Source organism: Halobaculum sp. P14 (genome assembly GCF_051195155.1).
Taxonomy (GTDB): domain Archaea; phylum Halobacteriota; class Halobacteria; order Halobacteriales; family Haloferacaceae; genus JBNTKA01.
On sequence record NZ_JBNTKB010000001.1, the window covers coordinates 588,687 to 604,645 of the forward strand.

A 15,959-nucleotide genomic window follows, 5' to 3' on the forward strand; every position below is an offset into this window, starting at 1 on the left:
TGCGGAACTGCGATGGCTGCTGGAACGACCGCCCTGATGACTACTCCGCCGACTGCTCCGACGGCTACGGGAACGACCGCGGCGACGACCGCGAAAGCCCCCTCGCGCTCGCGGGCTGCGCCCCGCGCTGCGCGCCTCGCCGCCTCGCTTCGCTCGGCGGCTGCGGTGCTTGCGGGGTCTCGCCGCGCGACCGCTCGGCCCCTTTCAGTCCCGCCCGAACGCTGGACGGACGGCCGTCGTCGGCGGAAGGACGGGCGGTCGGCGGCGGAAGGACGGGAGTCGACGCCGTGGTCAGAAGAGGGCGTCGTCGGTGAGGTCGGCGGTGAGCAGGAAGTCGGGTTCGTCGGAGACGCCGGTGCGGGTGGCGGCGGTGTCGGACACCCAGCGGACGGACTCCGGGATGAGCACCCGGACGCTGTCGATGCCTTCGGCGGCGGCGTCGCGGGCGACGGCGCGGTACAGCGCCCGCGCGGTCTCCACGTCGTCCCAGGCGGCGACGCCGTAGACGCCGAGGGTTTCCGTGCCGCCGTCGTCGTCCGTGTCGCGCTCGGTGGTGTAGCTGCGGTACGTGAAGCCGCGGGTGCCGCCGTCGACGACCGTGAACAGCCGGTCGGCGGCGGCCGCTTCGCGGAGCTGTTCGCGGCGCAGCTCCGAGCACGCCCACGTCTCCTCGTCGTCCATGACGAGGCCGTCGAGTTCGGTGCGGGCGTCGCTTCGCTGCCAGAACGCCCACGCGGCGTCCGCCGCGGCGGCGTCGCCCTCGACGGTGAGCGTCGGCTCCGCGTCGCCGTCCGGCTCCGGGGTCGCCCACCGGAACTCGACGCCGGGGCGGAAGCCGCCGGCGCGGCTGGTGCCGAGGCCGGCGACGTTCCACGAGAACACCATGTTCCGGCAGACGACGGCGCCGCGGTCGCGCGCCCACCGGAAGACGGCGCGGGTGAGTTTCGTGCCGAGGCCGCGGCCGCGGTAGTCGGGGTTGACGCGCATCCCCTGCGCCCACGCCTCCGTGTCGCTCAGCATGACGCCCTGCAGGACGCCGGCGACGTCCGCGCCGTCGTCCACGTCGACGACGAACGTCCGCTGGTCCGGGCCGTCCGACTCCACCCAGTGCGGGAACACGTCCGGGAGGTAGTCGCTGGCGCCCTGCTCGCTCCACGTGTCCTGCGTGAACGCCGCGACCGCGTCGGCGTCGGCGGCGCGCGCCTGCCGAACCGTCAGGTCGGCGCCCCCGTCCGTCCGCAGCCGGTCGCCGCCCGTCATGTCCACGGACGCGACTCCTCGGTGAGTTCGCCGGCGAGGTCGCGCCCCATCGCGTCCGCCGGGTCGTCGGCGTTCGCCAGCGCCCACATCAGCTTCACCTTCGCCGTCCCGGGGAGCGTGTCGCCGGCCTCGACGACGCCGGCGTCGAGCAGGTCGCGGCCGGTGTCGTAGACGCGGTCGCAGACGCGGCCCTCGATGCACTGGCTCGTCATCGCCACCGTGGTGCCGGCGTCGACGAGCGACTCGACGCGCGGAATCAGGTCGGTGTGGACGTGGCCGAGCCCCGTCCCTTCGATGACGACGCCGTCGGCGCCGTCGAGGTAGTCCCACGCCGCCGGGTCCATGCCGGGCGTGAACTTCACCAGCTCCACGTCCTCGTTCAGGTCGGCGGCCACGGCGAGGTCGGCGTCGCCGCGGCTCCGGCGGGGCTTGTCCGCGAACGACACCGCGGTGTCGTCGACGCCGTAGTCGACGCGGCCGAGCGGCTCGGCGCCGACGGTCTCGAAGGCGTCGCGGCGCGACGTGTGGTTCTTCCGGACGCGCGTCCCGCGGTGGAGCGCGCAGTAGTCGTCCGACGGCGACCCGTGCATGCAGACCATGACCTCCGCGCAGTCGGCCTTCGCGGCTTCGACGGCGCACACCGCGTTCATGACGTTGTCCGACGACGGCCGGTCGGCGGAGCGCTGGCTCCCGGTGAACACGACCGGAACCGGCGTGTCCAGCATGAACGACAGCGCCGACGCGGAGAACTGCATCGTGTCGGTGCCGTGCATCACGACGACGCCGTCGGCGCCGCGTTCGATCTCGTCGGCGACGGCCGCCGCGAGGTCGACCCACACCGACGGCTCCATGTTCTCCGAGAGCATGTTCGCGACGACGCGACCGCGGTAGTTCGCGCGGCCGGCGAGGTCCGGCACCGCCCGCAGCACGTCCTCGGCGTCGAACTGCGCCGTCACCGCGCCGGTCCGGTAGTCGACGGTCGACGCGATGGTGCCGCCCGTCGAGATGAGCGCCACCGTCGGCAGGTCCTCGTCGAACTCGATTTCTGAGCCGTCGCCGCCCTCCTCGCCCGCCTCGTCGACGTCGTGGGCGCCGCGCTCCAGCACCTCGACGGTCGCCTCCTCGCGGTCGACGCCGACGTTGTAGCCGCCTTCGAGTTTCACGACCAGGTGCGCTTCGTCCGACGAGGGCATCAGCACGCCCTCGTCCGTGACGCCGCTCCGCTCCACGCGGACGCGGTCGCCGGGGCTCGGTGTCATTACCTCACGGTAGCGGCGCCGCCGGACTTGAAACTGCCTTTGTCCGAGCACGCTCGGGCGTCGCTGCCGGGGAAAGACCCATTGGCGTCGCCGCCGCACCGTCGGCCATGACACGGAGCGTCGACGAACTGCAGGAGCTCGCCGAGCGCGACGTCGCCGGCGCGGAGCCGGACGCGGACGCCGACGCGGACCGCGTCGACGACGCGGACGGCGGTGCGGACGCGACCGGCGACGCCGGCCCCGACGCCGGTGCCGACGGCTCCTCGCGGTTCGGCGTGCCGTCGCTCCGCGGTCGGCTGCCGGTCGGGTCGGGCCGGTCGCCGGTGACGCTCCGCGGCCTGCTGCTGACGTTCGTCGTCGCCGCAGCGGGGCTGCTCGTCGGCGGCGCCGTGCCGCTCGTCGGCGGACTCACCCGGTACGTCGGGCTGTTCGCGGCGTGTTTCGCGCTCGGGCTCGTCAGGAGTCGGCGCGCCTACCTCGAAACCGCGTTCGCCGGGACGCTCGCCGCCGTCTCGGCGTTCCTGCTCGGCACGCTGTCGGTCGGCGGCGTCCTCGTCGGCACGAACCTCCTCGCGGACTACGGCGTCCCCATCGCCGGCGTCGGCGTCGGCGTCGGGCTGGTCCTGTCGGTCGCGGGCTACTACTTCGGCCGCGACCTCCGCGACGGCCTCACGCGCGACGTCTGAGTCGGAGCGACGCGGCGACGGACCGGCGGGTACGAGCGGCGTCGAACCGCGAGAAGCGTCGAATCGGGTTACGCGACGACCCAGCGGTCGCCGTCGCGTTCGACCATGCCGGACTCGCGGAGCTGCTGCAGCCCCTCTTCGATGGTGCCGCGGTCCGCGCTGACCTCGCCGGCGATGGCGCGGACCGTCCCGTCCGTCGAATCCACCGCGCTGAGCAGTTGCGCGAAGAACCGGGAGTCGGCGTCGACGCCGAGCCGGTCGTTCAGCCGGTCGAGCAGCGCCGTCATGCGGCCGTGCACCCAGCGCTGCGCCAGCGACACCTCGTTTTCGAGCTGCTGGAGCCGCTCGAACTCAGCGGCGAGGTCGCCGACGTCGTGGTCGCCGCCGGCGCCGTCGGGCGGAGCGGCGCCGGCCTCCACCGCCGCGTCGGCGTCCGCGGCCCCGGCGTCCGCGGCTCCGGCACCGTCCGCTGCGGTACCGTCGGCCGCGGCGCCACCGGGAGCCGCGTCGTCGGTCGGGGCCGCGTCGCTGTCTGCGTCAGCGTCGGCGCCGGCAACCGCGTCGGCCTCGACGTCGGCGGCGGCCGCGTCGGCCTCGACGTCGGCGCCGGCTGCGCCGTTTCGTTCCGCGCCGTCGACGTGTGCGTCCGGCAGGTCGATGTCGATGCGGACGTGCGGGCACCGCCCCGAGATGTCGAGGCTCGGGTTCGCCGGGTAGGCCGACTTCGTGCCGAAGCCGTGCCGGGAGACGTTCACTTCCAGCCGGACGTCCTGGGCGATGTGGAAGTACTTCCGTCGGCGGTCGTCGGTGTGGCTCTCGATGAGGCCGGCGTCCTCCAGTTTCCGGAGGTGGTCGATGACGGCCTTCGGCGAGACGCCGAGGTACTCCGAGATCTCCGTGACGTAACAGGGCTTGCGCGAGAGCAGCCGGAGGATGCGCCGGCGGTTCTCGTTGCCGAGGAGGTCGAGGAGCACCGCGGAATCCATGGACACCGGAAGTGAGCGCCGGAAGGACAAAAGGCGTTCGTCAGGGCGGCTCAGGGGTCGGCGGCGCCGTCCGTCGACTGGTCGGCCGAATCCGGGCGGCTCCGCGGCAGGACGGCGGCCGCGACCGCGACGGCGAGCACGGTCGTTCCAACGGACGCGACGCCGAGCAACAGCCCCGGGTCGTACCGGACCGGCGGGTGCCCGGAGAGCGGCAGGCCGAGGAGGAAGCCGTAGTCGAACAGGTCGTTCGCGAGCGCGAGCGCGGCGGCGCCGACGAGCAGCCGCCTGCTCGTCCGGCCGACGCGCGCGAGCAGCAGCGCCTCCGCGACGAACGCGGCGTGGGTCGCCAGAATCCCCCAGTACGCCCACAGCGAATCGCGGTCGAAGCCGACGTAGAGGTCGACCGGGAGGTCCGGGCGGACGAGCGGGACGTTCAGCGCGACGAACGTCCAGACGCCCATCTTCACCAGCCAGACGACCGCGAGCGTGGACAGCGCGGCGAGAATCCGGTTCGTCGGCACCGACTCCAGCCGGTAGCCGACGAACGGCACCACGGCGGCGAGGACGAGCGTGCCGAGCGCGAGCGCCGTCGGCGAGTCGCCGTACAGCGGCCAGAGCAGCGCCGGCACCGCCGGCATCGTCGCGAGGTAGTAGCGGACGCCGACGAGGAACGCGAGCGCGTTCCCGACGAGCAGCAGCGCCAGCGTGAACGGCGTCGTCAGGTAGAACTCCGCGAGCGACTCCGGGACGGGGTTCGGCGGTGAGCGGGACACGGCGGGTCTGCGTCGGCGTTCACACTGGCGCGGCTTAATCGGTGCCGGTCCGCGAAGCCGGGCGAGCCGCGGGGAGTGCGTCGGTCGACGGCGAGCGAACGGCGCCGCGGGCGTCGACGGGACAGCCGCGTCGACGCGGCCGGTACGGGCGGCGCGGCCGGCACCGCCACGGCTATACCGTCGGCGACGAACCGACACGCGAACCGCGCATGTCCGCCATCGTCGACCACCTCACGGACCCGGACCTGCCGAGCCGCCGCGACCTGCCGCGGTACGTCGCGCCGCTGCCCGCCGCCATCGAAGACCTCGGGCTGCGGCTGGCGCCGGTCGTCGCGCTCGTCAACCTCGTCGGCACCGCCTTCGGCTTCTGGTACTACGGCTTCCACCCGTTCTCCGAGCCGGCCGTCGTCTGGCAGTTCGCCGCGGAGCCGCCGGCGATGTGGGCGTTCGTCCCGGACTCGCCGGTCGCGACGCTGTTCATCGGCGTCGCCTTCGGGCTGTGGTACCTGGACCGGCCGAGCCCGTACTGGTCGGCGCTGGCGTTCTTCGGCTGCCTGAAGCTCGGGCTGTGGACGCCGTACACGCTGTCGGTGTTCTTCGACGGCTTCATCGGCGTCGGCTGGCCGATGTACCTGTTCCTGTACTGCTCGCACCTCGCGATGGTCGTCGAGGCGTTCGTGCTCCACCGTATCACCGACTTCCCGGTGCGCGCCGTCGCCGTCGCGGTACTGTGGTACGGCGTCAACGACGTCGTCGACTACTTCGTCCCGGTGGTCGGGACGCCGCACCACACGACGGTGCCGCCGCAGGTCGTCGACGCCGTCACCGGCTGGTACACTCACCCGTGGCCCGCCCACCAGTACGCCGCCGTCGGCGCCGTCGTCCTGACGCTGCTCGCGACGTTCCTCGCGCTCACCACGCGCGTCAAACTGCTCGAACGCGGCCACGTCGACGGCTGACTCGCAGCCGCCGCATCGACCCTGATTCGGACGGCGGCGAGCGATCGTCCGTCGGCGTCGCCGGCGTCGCCGCCGGTCGTGCGACTCCGCGTCCGCCCGGTTCGACCTGACTACTAAGCCGGTCGGGGCCGTCACGGCGAACGATGAGCCTGTTCGAGGCCGTGGCCGACCTGCCGCTGACCATCGATTCGGTGTCGCTCCGGCGTCGCTGCCGCGACACGTCGTCGGGGTTCGAGCGCGTGACGACGACGTTCCGGCTGCGGGGCGGCGGCGAACTCGGCCGCGGCGAGGACGTCTGTTACGAGCCGGCGGACCACGACGCGCTGTTCGACGACCCCGACGCCGGCGCGCCGACGGTGGCGGTGGATTTCAGCGGCGCGTTCGCCGGCGACTGGACGTTCGGCGAGTTCTCGTCGCGGCTCGACGACCTCGACCTGTTCCCGACGAAGCAGCCGGAGCGGCCGACCGCGCGGCACTACCGGCGCTGGGCGGTGGAGTCGGCGGCGCTCGATTTGGCGCTCCGGCAGTCCGACACGCACCTCGGCGCCGTGCTGGGCCGCGACCGCGACCCGGTCCGGTTCGTGGCGTCGACGCGGCTCGGAACGCCGCCGTCGACCGACCGGGTCGAGGCGCTGACCGACCGCGTCCCGGGGCTGGAGTTCAAGCTCGACCCGACGCGGGAGTGGACCGACGACGTCGTGGCGGCCCTGCCCGCCGACCGCGTCCGCATCCTGGATTTCAAGGCGCTGTACGACCGCGACGACGGCGACGTCTCCGTCGAGCCGGGCGCGGACTACTACGGGTCGCTGCTCGACTCGTTCCCCGACGCCGTCATCGAAGACCCGGGGCTCACCGAGGAGACGCGGCCGCTGTTCGACGGCGAGGAGCACCGCGTCTCGTGGGACTACCCGATTACGGGCGTCGAGAGCGTCGAGGACCTGCCGTTCGAGCCGTCGTGGCTGAACGTGAAGCCGTCGCGGTTCGGGTCCGTGGAGTCGCTGTTCGACACGCTGGAGTGGGCCGCGGACCGCGACGTGTCGCTGTACGGCGGCGGCCAGTTCGAACTCGGCGTCGGCCGCAGCCACCTGCACACGCTGGCGTCGCTGTTCTACCCGGACGGCCCGAACGACGTCGCGCCCGCCGCCTACAACGACCCGACGGTGCCGCCGCGGCTCCCGAAGCCGCCGCTCGCGCCGTCCGCCGCGCCGCGCGGCCTCGACTTCTGACCGGCGGACGCCCGCCCCGGCCGGGGGCCGAGCGGCCGCGGCGTCAGTCCGGCCGCTGCCCGTCGCCGTCGGCGTGCGCGCGGACCCAGAGTTCGCCGATGCGCGACAGCCGCGTCCGGTAGGACTTGCCGTGTGACTCCTGTTCGACGTACCCTTTGCCGCCGGGGCCGAGCCGGTCGACGTTGTAGATGACCTTCGAGCGGAACGAGTCGGTGTACTCCTCGTTCAGTTCGGCGGCGAGCGCCTTCGCGAGCTCCGAGACGGACTCGAACTCGCCGTCCTCGCCGAGCTTGAACAGGATGACCTCCTCGAACGGCTTGACGTTCGAGAAGGACGCGACCGGGAGTTCGACGATGTGGCTGCCGTCGATCTCCTTCGCGCCGATGGTGACGCCGCGCTCGTCGAACTCCTCCAGCAGGCCGGTGGCGGCGTCGAGGCGGCGTTCGACGCGGTCGTCGTCGACGGCGTCGTCGGCGAGGACGTCCGCGAGCAGGTCGCGGGACGCGCGGAGTTCCTCCGCGAGTTCGGTTTCGAGGTACTTCTCGGGCGCCGTGTAGTAGGTGTGGATGCGGTCGCGGTCCTCCTGCCGCTCCAGCGTGATGGAGTGGGCGGCGGTGGCGAACGCGAACGACACGGGCCGCGGCATCGCCGAGACGTTCACCCACACCTCGGCGCCGGCGTCGAGTTCGGCGTTGATGAGGTCGTACGCCTGCTCGAAGGCGGCGTCGTAGTCGTACACGTCGGCGACCGTGACGCGCTCGGTTTCGGCGCCGAGCAGGTTCCGGAAGTCCGTCTCCAGTTTCTTCGCGAGCGTCCGCGAGTACTCGACGTTCGATTCGCTCCCCACCGCGCCCTCCAGCAGCACGACGCGGTCCACGTCGAACTGGTCGCGGACCAGCGGCGCGATGAGCCGGTCGTAGTCGAAGCCGACCGGGACGACGTGCGTCTCCATGCCTCCCGCTTCCCGCCGGGGCGAGAAAAGGGTGCCGTGCCACCGCCGCACCCGATTCCGCCGTTCGGCGGCGACGTCCGCGCCCTCACCGCGCCTGCAGCGCGCGGGATGGAGACGAACACCCGGTCATTTCTGCCAGTAGAGAGGAGCGCCGACCAGTCGTTCTTGTTTTCTAATACGTTTTGTCTGCATTATCCGGGTTCGGACGACGCAGCCGCACCAATCCGCCCGACCCGCAGCGAATCGAGACGGCTCGTGGCGGCGAACGAGCCCCGTTCGCCACGGTCAGTGTCCGGACACGAACGGCCGTGTTTCTTTTCAGTGTTCTCCGTCGACACTGTGGTATCTCAATGTCCGAAGGGTCTGATTCGGCGTCGACCGAGGACTCGTCGCTGTCACGGCGAGGAGTCCTGCTGGGTGCCGGCGGCCTCACGACGGCGGCGGTCGGTGGGACCGCAGCCTACTCGGCGCTCACCGGGTCGTCGACGGAGCGGCGCTACCTCGTCGAGCAGGGGAAACTCCACTGGGAAGTCGACCCGCTGTCGTACCAGGACCGGACCGTCGAGCAGTTCTACGGGTACCAGCAGTCGTCGGGGACGGCGAGCCCCGCGGTCGACGTCATCGACGACCCGGCGGCCTCGCGGCTGTTCGTCTACGACGGGCCGGTCGGGTCGTCGCTCGTCTTCCTGCACGGCGCCCCGACGGCCGAGACGGGCGGCACGGCGCTGTTCACGTTCTCCGGGCTGTCGCGGTCGAGCGGCGAGTGGGCGGTCCGCGACGACGCCGCCGCCGTCGACGACGACTTCGAGAGGTGGGACGGCGGCAACGCGAAAGTGAAGTGGGAGTGGAGCGCCGGCGAGACGGACGGCGGCGCGTTCTGGGGCGTCGCGGACGGCGGAAAAATCAAAGTGACGCCGAAGACGCTGCGCGGCGTGGACTCGTGGCGGTTCGTCGCCGGCGATCCCGGGAACACGTCGAGTTTCGACCTCTACCCGGGGAAGCCCGTGAAGATTCGGCCGGCCGGAGACAGGCGGTCGGTGAAGCGGGCGAACGTCGAAATCATGCCGGGGACGGACCCGAACGAGTTCGACCCGTACGCGAAACGGCGCATCACGGTCGCCGTGACGTCCCCGCCGAGCGGCGCCGACTCGTCCGAGTGGGTGGCGCCGAGCGACGTCGACCCCGGCAACAAGTCGGTGTACTTCGGGTCGCGAAGCCACCTCGCCGGCGGGAACGGCGCGACCCCGCAGAAGTACTACCGGCAGAACGGGACGCTGTATCTGGAGTACAAGACGAAGGCGGCGAACTTCACGCTCGACTCCGCGTACGGCTTCCTCACCGGGAAACTCGGCTCGTACACGTGGTTCCGCGGGAAGGACGCGGTCCAGCCGGGCGGATTCAACAACGCCGACTCCGACGTCCCGCTCGTCGTCACCGACCTGAACGTGAACCCGGCGGGCGGCGACAGGAAGAACCTCGCTGCGGAGTACGTCGAGTTCGCGAACGACGGGGACGCCGCGCTCGACCTGACCGGCTACACGGTCGCGGACGCGGAGGGCTGGCAGTTCCACCTGCCGGACGGCTTCACGCTGAACGCCGGCGACCGCTTCCGGCTGCACACGGGCGACGGCCAGTGGGACGAAAACGACCTCTACTGGGGCGTCGACTCCCCGGTCTGGAACAACGACGGCGACACGGTTCTCGTCGAGGACGACGCCGGAACGACGGTGCTCCGCCACACGTACCCGCCTCGGTGACCGGACGGCTCAGCCGCTGAATCACGATGGACACGGAGTCAGAATCCGCGGCGGCCTCCGAAGGCGAGTCCGGGCTCACCCCGGAGTGGTGGTGGGACTTCTCGACGGCCCGGCTGCGGGAGGCGGTTCCGACGCCCGACCGGGACCGCTTCCCCGGCCCGGTGTCGTGGGACACGGAGTACGCCTTTTCGACGGAGCGAATCGTCGCGGCGCTGATTATCGCGGCGTTCACCGTCGCGGTGCTGTCGGTGTTCGGCTATCTCGCCCGCGTCCCGTTCAGGGGGCACCTGCTGACCTACGTCTACGTGTCGCTGTGGGGGTTCGTCGCCGTCTACGTCGTCCCGACCGGTATCTGGGCGTACGAGGCGTACTGCGGACGGCAGGCCGACCCGGCGCCGCTCGAACACGACGCGGACGCGGTGCAGGTGCGTATCCTCACCGTGTCCGCCGAGAGCGTCGTGCAGAACACCGTGGACGCGCTCCCGGAGCGACTCGACGACAGACACGTCGTCGCCGAGGAGCCGATGGACGTCGACGGCGCGGAGGTCCACGTCGTCCCCGACGAGTTCGACTGCGAGGCGACCCGGAAGGGCCGGGCGCTGGAGTGGGCGCGCAGAGCGGTCCCGTGCGACAGGGAGTACGTCCTGTTCCTGGACGAGGACACGCTGGTGACGGAGTTCGACGGGCTCCCCGACGCGGACATCGTCCAGTTCCGCGAGTGGCCGATGTACACCGGGTCGTACCTGACGTACTGGGCTGAGGTGCTCCGGATGGGGTACCAGACGGAGCAGCGCGGCTTCGAGAAGCTCGGCGTCCCGCTGTACGTCTGGGGCGGCGGCGTCGCGATTCGGCGGTCCGTCGAGGACGAGGTGACGTGGAACTACGACACGCTCATCGAGGACACGGTGTTCGCGTGGCACGCCGCGCGGCGGGGCGCGAGCCTCGAAGTCATGGAGACGAAGTTCCGGAACCAGGCGCCGCCGTCGGTGCGGGCGATGCTGGCGCAGCGCCGGCGGTGGTTCGTCGGGACGCTCCGGGAGGAGCAGTACCTCACGCGGTGGTACCGCGCGCTCGACACGCTCCGGAACGTCTCGTGGGCGTTCAGCCCCGTGACGCCGTTCCTCCTGCTGTTCAGCAGAGCGGTCCCCGAGGGTCTCCCCGGCCGATTCGCGTTTCACCTGCTCGCGCAGGCGCTGTTCGTGTTCTCGCTCGTCTGGGTGTGGCGCGGCTGGCGGTACTACGACGGCCCGGCGCTCCGAACCCTCCCGGTGTTCCTCCTCTACCCGTTCGTCACCGCGGCGCACTCGGCGGGCGCCGCCTGGGGCCTCGTCTCGCCGCCGGAGACGTTCGAAACCACGGAGAAGAGCGAGGAGACGGAGCAGTGAGAGCGGGCCGCCGCGTCGCGGCGGCGGTGCAGCAGCACGGAGGCCAGCCGCGCACGGCAACCGCGACGCCGCGACCGCGAATCCACCGGAATGGCGTCGCGGGGGACGACTTTTCCGCGTCGGCCGCGTACTCCGGTGCATGTTACAGGTTCGGGGGCGCGGGGGCGGAACCGCGCTCACCGGGACGGTGTACGAGCGCGGCGAGGAGGCGCCGTCGTTCAAGGGCGCGCCGGACGAGGACGCGCCGTACGTCTGGGTCTGCGACGAGTTCTACCAGGTGGAGAGCGGCGGGTCCGAGTTGACCGTGGACGGCGAGACGATTCGGGTGGCGTTCGAGTCGCCGATGCCGCGCGGCTTCGACACGCGCGACCAGGCCGTCGCGGCCGCGAAAGAACACATCCGGACGCAGTTCGCGCGCGTCGGCGTCCCGGAAGCGGACGTCGACGTCGACGTCGTGAAAGAGGAGCCGGCGTAGACGGGTCGCCGCCGCGTCGCCGACGCGGCCGACGGAAGCAACGTCGCCGGCGCGGCGCGGTCACAGAGCTAGCGTCACCTCGCCGACGTGGCGCGTCGACCCCGACCTCGGCGTGTCGGTGCCCGCGGCGACCTCGTTACTCGTCGTCGGCCCAGCGGACGTCGTCGTAGGTGCGGAGGTGCTCGGCGCCGAACCGGTCTTCGAACTTCCGGCGGAGCGACTGCTTCTCGCCGACGCCGATGCGGGCCAGTTCGTCGGCCTTCCGGACCGCGGCGGGCGGCCCCTGCTCGGCGGCGACCTCCGAGACGACCTGCTGGGTGAGCGCGTCGCGGACCGCGTCGTCCTCGGTGAACGCGGCCGGCGCCTCCACCTTGAACAGGACGTCCTCGCGCGGTTCGTACACCAGCATGAACGTCAGTTCGTACAGCGCCGGGTCGCGGTCGCGGTCGACGCCGAGCGCGTCGCCGTCGGCCGACATCGGCTCGTCGGAGCCGCCGCGGCTGTACAGCCAGGACGTGAACGTCACCGCGTCCGTGTCCCGCTCGCCGTCCGCGCGGCGCTCGAGCAGCCGCGTGAACATCGCGGTGTCGTCCGGCCACGGCGCGTCCACGCCCTTCGCGTCGAGCGTCCGGGTGACGTAGCCCGTCGTCGGGTTCTTCACGAAGCCGACGAGCGGGACGCCGCGGTCGATGCACGCCTCCACCAGCCTGACGTAGTTCTCGACGGCCTCCGCGACCGTGTCGCCGTAGGCGACCTCGCGGAGTTCCTGGTCGCGGGTCGCCCAGTTCAGCAGGCGCTTCGGGTACAGCGGCCCGTCGAGCACCAGCAGGTCGTCGACGAGGTGGACGTGCTGGAGCGCGTGGTGGGACTCGGCGAGCGACAGCGCCAGTTCGTGCACCGTCTCGTCGGCGAACCGCCGCGTCCGCGGCACCTTCAGGACGCGGCGCTCGCTGTGGCCGTCGTCGTACCGCGACCAGTCGTCGGTGACGTCCGGGAAGTAGACGGTGGCGTCGTTGGCGTGCACCGTGACGACGACGCTGCGGCCGCGGTGTAAGTCGAGATCGGTCGGCTCCGACCCCATCGCGGCGTGGGCCACGTCCAGCACGAGCCCGTTCTTGAACGACGTCGGATTGAGCGTCCCGGAGTCGACGCCGTGGCTCGTCTCGAACGGCCGCTCCGCCAGCGCCGCGTCCTCGACGGCGGCCCGGCGGAGCTCGTGGTCACCGACGGGCTCGACGACCGGGCGGCCCTCCTCGCGAAGCGGGTCGAGCCAGTCGCGCCACACCGTCCCAGCCAGGTCGTCGTGGTCCGCGTCGTCGACGCCGTCCGCGATGGAGGAGGCGAGATACGCGATGGTGTCGACGTGAACCGGGTCCAGCGTCACGGTCGACTCACCGCGGCCGCGCCGCAAAAACCGTGCGGTCCGCGGGGCGACGGGCGGTCACTCGCGGACGACGGCGTCGAACACGTCGACGACGCGCTTCGCCTCGGCGCCGTCTTCGACGAACACGATGGTCCGCGGCGGCTCGGTGGCTTTCGGCCGGACGCGGAGCCCGGCGTCCTCGCCGGCGTTCGCCGCGACGTCGGGCGCCGCGACGAACTCGACGCGGACGCGGTCCGGGTGGACGAACACCTCGGCGAGGAGGCGTTCGTCGCCGTCGACCTCGCCGTCGCGGACGCTGTAGGCCCGGGCGCCGTCGGTCGTTGGTTCGACGTCCGGGTTCGCGTCGGTGACGGTGACGCCGGCGAGCCGACCGATTTCGCCGGAGAGCTCCGAGGCGAGCAGTTGCGCGATGCGGACGCCGTCGGTGGTGCGGTCGTCGACCATCACTCGCCCTCCGCGAGCAGCGACTCGCGCGCTTCGGCGGCGATGCCGTCGACGTCGACGCCGCGTTCGCGGGCGACCAGCACCGCGGCGGCTTCGAGGGTGACGCCGGCCTCGCGCTGCCGCTCGTTGGCGGCCGCGACCGCCTCGCGCTTCTCCACGCCGGACGCGACGAGCGCGTCGACGGCCTTCTCGAACGTGGACTGCTCGTGGAGCACGTCCTCGCTCGGCCGGAAGTCCTCCGGGACGTGCACCTCCGCCGGGTCGAAGTCGGCGACGAGGTCGCCGTCGCGCTGCTCGATGAGGCCGCGGCCGGCGGCGACGTCGATGAGCCGCTTCGCCTGGTCCGGCGAGAACCAGTCGCGGTCGAGCGACAGCGCCACGACGAACTCGCCTTCACCCATCCGGTCTGTGCCGGCCCCGCGGAACGGGACCGCCACGGCGGCCTCCAGACTCATGGCTGGACTGTCGGCGCGCCGCGACAAAAACGCGGCTATCGTCCGGCCGTCTCCGGCGCTGCCGAGTCCGGGCGGGCGACGCCGTCGAGTCGAAACTGCCGGCTGGGCGAAGATTGCCCGGCCGAGGGACTGTTCGCCGTGAGCCACCCACGACCACCTATGAAGAGAATATATCTTCAGCGGTGGCGATTCTCGGCGATTGGACAATCTTTACGTAATATTGGTATCAACAGTTCGGTCATGCCCCGAAACCGAACCGACTTCCTGTGGGTTATCGCCATGGCGGTGCTGGTGGCGTTCGCGATTCCGTGGTTCATGTGGCGCGACTCGACGACCGTCGCCGGACTCCCGGTGTGGCTGTGGTGGCACGTCGGCTGGCTCGCGCTCGCCTCAGTCGTCTTCTACGGCTTCACGAGGGGCGCGTGGGACCGCGGCATCGACGCGGAGGTGATCCGGCGTGGCTGACGCGGCGCTGTCGCTCGGCATCATCGCCGGCTACCTCGTCGTCGCGCTCGCCATCGGGCTCGTCGCCTACCGGCTCACCGACCGGACCGCCGAGGACTACTACCTCGCGAACCGCTCGGTCGGCACCGGCGTCCTGCTGTTCACGACGTTCGCGACGCTGCTGTCGGCGTTCACGTTCTTCGGCGGCCCGAACCTCGCGTACAAGTCCGGCCCCGAGTGGATTCTCGTGATGGGGACGATGGACGGCCTGCTGTTCGCGGTGCTGTGGTACGTCATCGGCTACAAGCAGTGGCTCGTCGGCCGGGAGTACGGCTACGTGACGCTCGGCGAGATGCTCGGCGACCGGTTCGGCTCCACGCTGCTGCGCGGCACCGTCGCCGGCGTCAGCCTGCTGTGGCTGTTCCCGTACGTGATGCTCCAGCAGGTCGGCGCCGGGCAGGCCATCGTCGGCCTCACCGACGGCGCGGTCCCGTACTGGGGCGGCGCCGCGTTCATCACGGTGTTCATGGTCGCGTACGTCGTCCTCTCCGGGATGCGCGGCGTCGCGTGGACCGACACGCTGCAGGGCGTGTTCATGCTCGGCGTCGTCTGGCTCGCCGTCGCGTGGGTGCTGTCGGCCGCCGGCGGCTACGGCGCCGTCTCCGACGCGCTCGCCGCCAACAACCCCGAGTTCCTCGCGCTCGGCGGCGGCCTCTACTCGCCGCAGTGGATGATCGCGCAGGCGGTCGCCATCGCGTTCGGCGTCGCCATGTTCCCGCAGGTGAACCAGCGGTTCTTCGTCGCGAACGACGAGGCGACGCTGAAGCGGTCGTTCGCGCTGTGGCCGGTGCTGGTGCTGCTGCTGTTCGTCCCGGCGTTCCTGCTCGGGTCGTGGGCCGCCGGCCTCGGCGTCGACGTCGCGTCCGGCAGCAACGTCCTGCCGGCGCTGCTCACGCAGTACACGCCGACGTGGTTCGCGGCGCTCGTCATCGCCGGCGCGATGGCCGCGATGATGTCGTCGTCCGACTCGATGCTGCTGTCCGGGTCGTCGTACTTCACCCGCGACCTCTACCGGCCGTTCGTCGCACCGGACGCCTCGGACAGCCGCGAAGGCTGGGTGGCGCGGGTCGGCGTCGCCGCGTTCGCGACGCTGACGCTGCTCGCCTCGCTGGTCGCCGGGCAGGGAACCGGACTCGGCTTCCTCGTGACGCTCGGCGGCACCGCCTTCGGCGGCTACGCCCAGCTCGCGCTCCCCGTGCTCGTGTCGCTGTACTGGGCCGGAACGACCCGCGCCGGCGTCCTCGCCGGCATCCTCCTCAGCCAGGCGGTCTACCTGGTCCACGTGTTCCTGCCGAGCGTCGTCGCCGGCACCTACCTGACGTGGGACATCCGGCTGTGGTGCATGCTGCTCGGCCTGTTCGCCACCGTCGGCGTCTCCGCAGTGACGACCGCGTCGCTCGGCGAAGACGCCACCAAGTTCGGTCTTGGCGCCGACTGACAGGGCGCCGGCCGTC

Annotated in this window: 16 protein-coding genes and 1 pseudogene; 8 read left to right on the forward strand and 9 right to left on the reverse strand. The window is 71.7% G+C overall.

Annotation, left to right across the window (positions count from 1 at the left end; all coding sequences use genetic code 11):
* Nucleotides 1-291: 291 nt before the first annotated feature.
* Both ACQUS7_RS02980 and gatD read right to left on the reverse strand, forming a co-directional pair.
* A complete protein-coding gene (locus ACQUS7_RS02980) occupies nucleotides 292-1,260 on the reverse strand; it encodes a GNAT family N-acetyltransferase (protein ID WP_435145232.1) in 969 nt (322 codons plus the stop codon).
* Nucleotides 1,257-2,519: a Glu-tRNA(Gln) amidotransferase subunit GatD gene (gatD, locus tag ACQUS7_RS02985; RefSeq protein WP_435144491.1), complete on the reverse strand. Its 1,263-nt coding sequence runs from the start codon at nucleotides 2,517-2,519 to the stop codon at nucleotides 1,257-1,259. Before gatD ends, ACQUS7_RS02980 begins: the two co-directional genes overlap by 4 nt.
* 107 nt (nucleotides 2,520-2,626) lie before the next feature.
* Between gatD and ACQUS7_RS02990 the strand changes: the two genes are divergently transcribed.
* On the forward strand, nucleotides 2,627-3,205 hold the full coding sequence (locus ACQUS7_RS02990; protein WP_435127829.1) for a hypothetical protein: 579 nt from the start codon (nucleotides 2,627-2,629) through the stop codon (nucleotides 3,203-3,205).
* A 68-nt stretch (nucleotides 3,206-3,273) separates the two neighbouring features.
* Here the strand turns inward: ACQUS7_RS02990 and ACQUS7_RS02995 are convergent, their stop codons facing one another.
* The 3 genes and pseudogenes from ACQUS7_RS02995 to ACQUS7_RS03005 form a co-directional block, all read right to left on the reverse strand.
* Entirely contained in the window at nucleotides 3,274-3,624 is a 351-nt protein-coding gene (locus ACQUS7_RS02995) for a hypothetical protein (RefSeq protein ID WP_435145234.1), read from the reverse strand.
* A gap of 234 nt (nucleotides 3,625-3,858) precedes the next feature.
* A pseudogene (locus ACQUS7_RS03000) lies at nucleotides 3,859-4,191 on the reverse strand (ArsR/SmtB family transcription factor); the annotation flags it as partial.
* 50 nt (nucleotides 4,192-4,241) lie between these two features.
* Nucleotides 4,242-4,964, reverse strand: coding sequence for a DUF1405 domain-containing protein (locus ACQUS7_RS03005; protein WP_435144494.1), 723 nt, complete (start codon nucleotides 4,962-4,964; stop codon nucleotides 4,242-4,244).
* Between the two features lie 209 nt (nucleotides 4,965-5,173).
* On the opposite strand from ACQUS7_RS03005, the gene ACQUS7_RS03010 reads away from it, so the two are divergent.
* Together ACQUS7_RS03010 and ACQUS7_RS03015 are read left to right on the forward strand one after the other, a co-directional pair.
* Nucleotides 5,174-5,923, forward strand: coding sequence for a DUF1405 domain-containing protein (locus ACQUS7_RS03010; RefSeq protein WP_435144497.1), 750 nt, complete (start codon nucleotides 5,174-5,176; stop codon nucleotides 5,921-5,923).
* A 143-nt stretch (nucleotides 5,924-6,066) separates the two neighbouring features.
* Nucleotides 6,067-7,149 (forward strand): hypothetical protein, encoded by a 1,083-nt coding sequence (locus ACQUS7_RS03015; protein ID WP_435127824.1) that lies wholly within the window; start codon nucleotides 6,067-6,069, stop codon nucleotides 7,147-7,149.
* 43 nt (nucleotides 7,150-7,192) lie between these two features.
* Here ACQUS7_RS03015 and ACQUS7_RS03020 read toward each other — a convergent pair whose 3' ends face one another.
* Nucleotides 7,193-8,101 (reverse strand): HFX_2341 family transcriptional regulator, encoded by a 909-nt coding sequence (locus ACQUS7_RS03020; RefSeq protein ID WP_435127823.1) that lies wholly within the window; start codon nucleotides 8,099-8,101, stop codon nucleotides 7,193-7,195.
* Nucleotides 8,102-8,451: 350 nt separating this feature from the next.
* On the opposite strand from ACQUS7_RS03020, the gene ACQUS7_RS03025 reads away from it, so the two are divergent.
* From ACQUS7_RS03025 to ACQUS7_RS03035, 3 genes are all read left to right on the forward strand, one after another.
* On the forward strand, nucleotides 8,452-9,858 hold the full coding sequence (locus ACQUS7_RS03025) for a lamin tail domain-containing protein (protein WP_435127821.1): 1,407 nt from the start codon (nucleotides 8,452-8,454) through the stop codon (nucleotides 9,856-9,858).
* Between the two features lie 26 nt (nucleotides 9,859-9,884).
* Complete coding sequence (locus tag ACQUS7_RS03030; protein WP_435127819.1) at nucleotides 9,885-11,243, forward strand: glycosyltransferase family 2 protein; 1,359 nt, start codon at nucleotides 9,885-9,887, stop codon at nucleotides 11,241-11,243.
* Between the two features lie 139 nt (nucleotides 11,244-11,382).
* Nucleotides 11,383-11,718, forward strand: a complete 336-nt coding sequence (locus tag ACQUS7_RS03035) for a DUF7113 family protein (protein WP_435127817.1) — start codon at nucleotides 11,383-11,385, stop codon at nucleotides 11,716-11,718.
* A 136-nt stretch (nucleotides 11,719-11,854) separates the two neighbouring features.
* Here ACQUS7_RS03035 and ACQUS7_RS03040 read toward each other — a convergent pair whose 3' ends face one another.
* The 3 genes from ACQUS7_RS03040 to ACQUS7_RS03050 are packed head-to-tail and all read right to left on the reverse strand — an operon-like array spanning nucleotide 11,855 to nucleotide 14,001.
* Nucleotides 11,855-13,102, reverse strand: a complete 1,248-nt coding sequence (locus ACQUS7_RS03040; protein WP_435144502.1) for a DNA double-strand break repair nuclease NurA — start codon at nucleotides 13,100-13,102, stop codon at nucleotides 11,855-11,857.
* Between the two features lie 57 nt (nucleotides 13,103-13,159).
* On the reverse strand, nucleotides 13,160-13,546 hold the full coding sequence (locus ACQUS7_RS03045) for a hypothetical protein (RefSeq protein WP_435127813.1): 387 nt from the start codon (nucleotides 13,544-13,546) through the stop codon (nucleotides 13,160-13,162).
* Nucleotides 13,546-14,001: a DUF2240 family protein gene (locus tag ACQUS7_RS03050; RefSeq protein WP_435127811.1), complete on the reverse strand. Its 456-nt coding sequence runs from the start codon at nucleotides 13,999-14,001 to the stop codon at nucleotides 13,546-13,548. The genes ACQUS7_RS03045 and ACQUS7_RS03050 overlap by 1 nt, the downstream gene beginning before the upstream one ends.
* 240 nt (nucleotides 14,002-14,241) lie before the next feature.
* Between ACQUS7_RS03050 and ACQUS7_RS03055 the strand changes: the two genes are divergently transcribed.
* Together ACQUS7_RS03055 and ACQUS7_RS03060 are read left to right on the forward strand one after the other, a co-directional pair.
* Nucleotides 14,242-14,466 carry a DUF3311 domain-containing protein gene (locus ACQUS7_RS03055; RefSeq protein WP_435127809.1) on the forward strand — a complete coding sequence of 75 codons (225 nt, stop codon included), beginning with the start codon at nucleotides 14,242-14,244 and terminating at the stop codon, nucleotides 14,464-14,466.
* A complete protein-coding gene (locus ACQUS7_RS03060; RefSeq protein ID WP_435127807.1) occupies nucleotides 14,459-15,943 on the forward strand; it encodes a sodium:solute symporter family protein in 1,485 nt (494 codons plus the stop codon). Before ACQUS7_RS03055 ends, ACQUS7_RS03060 begins: the two co-directional genes overlap by 8 nt.
* Nucleotides 15,944-15,959: the final 16 nt, after the last annotated feature.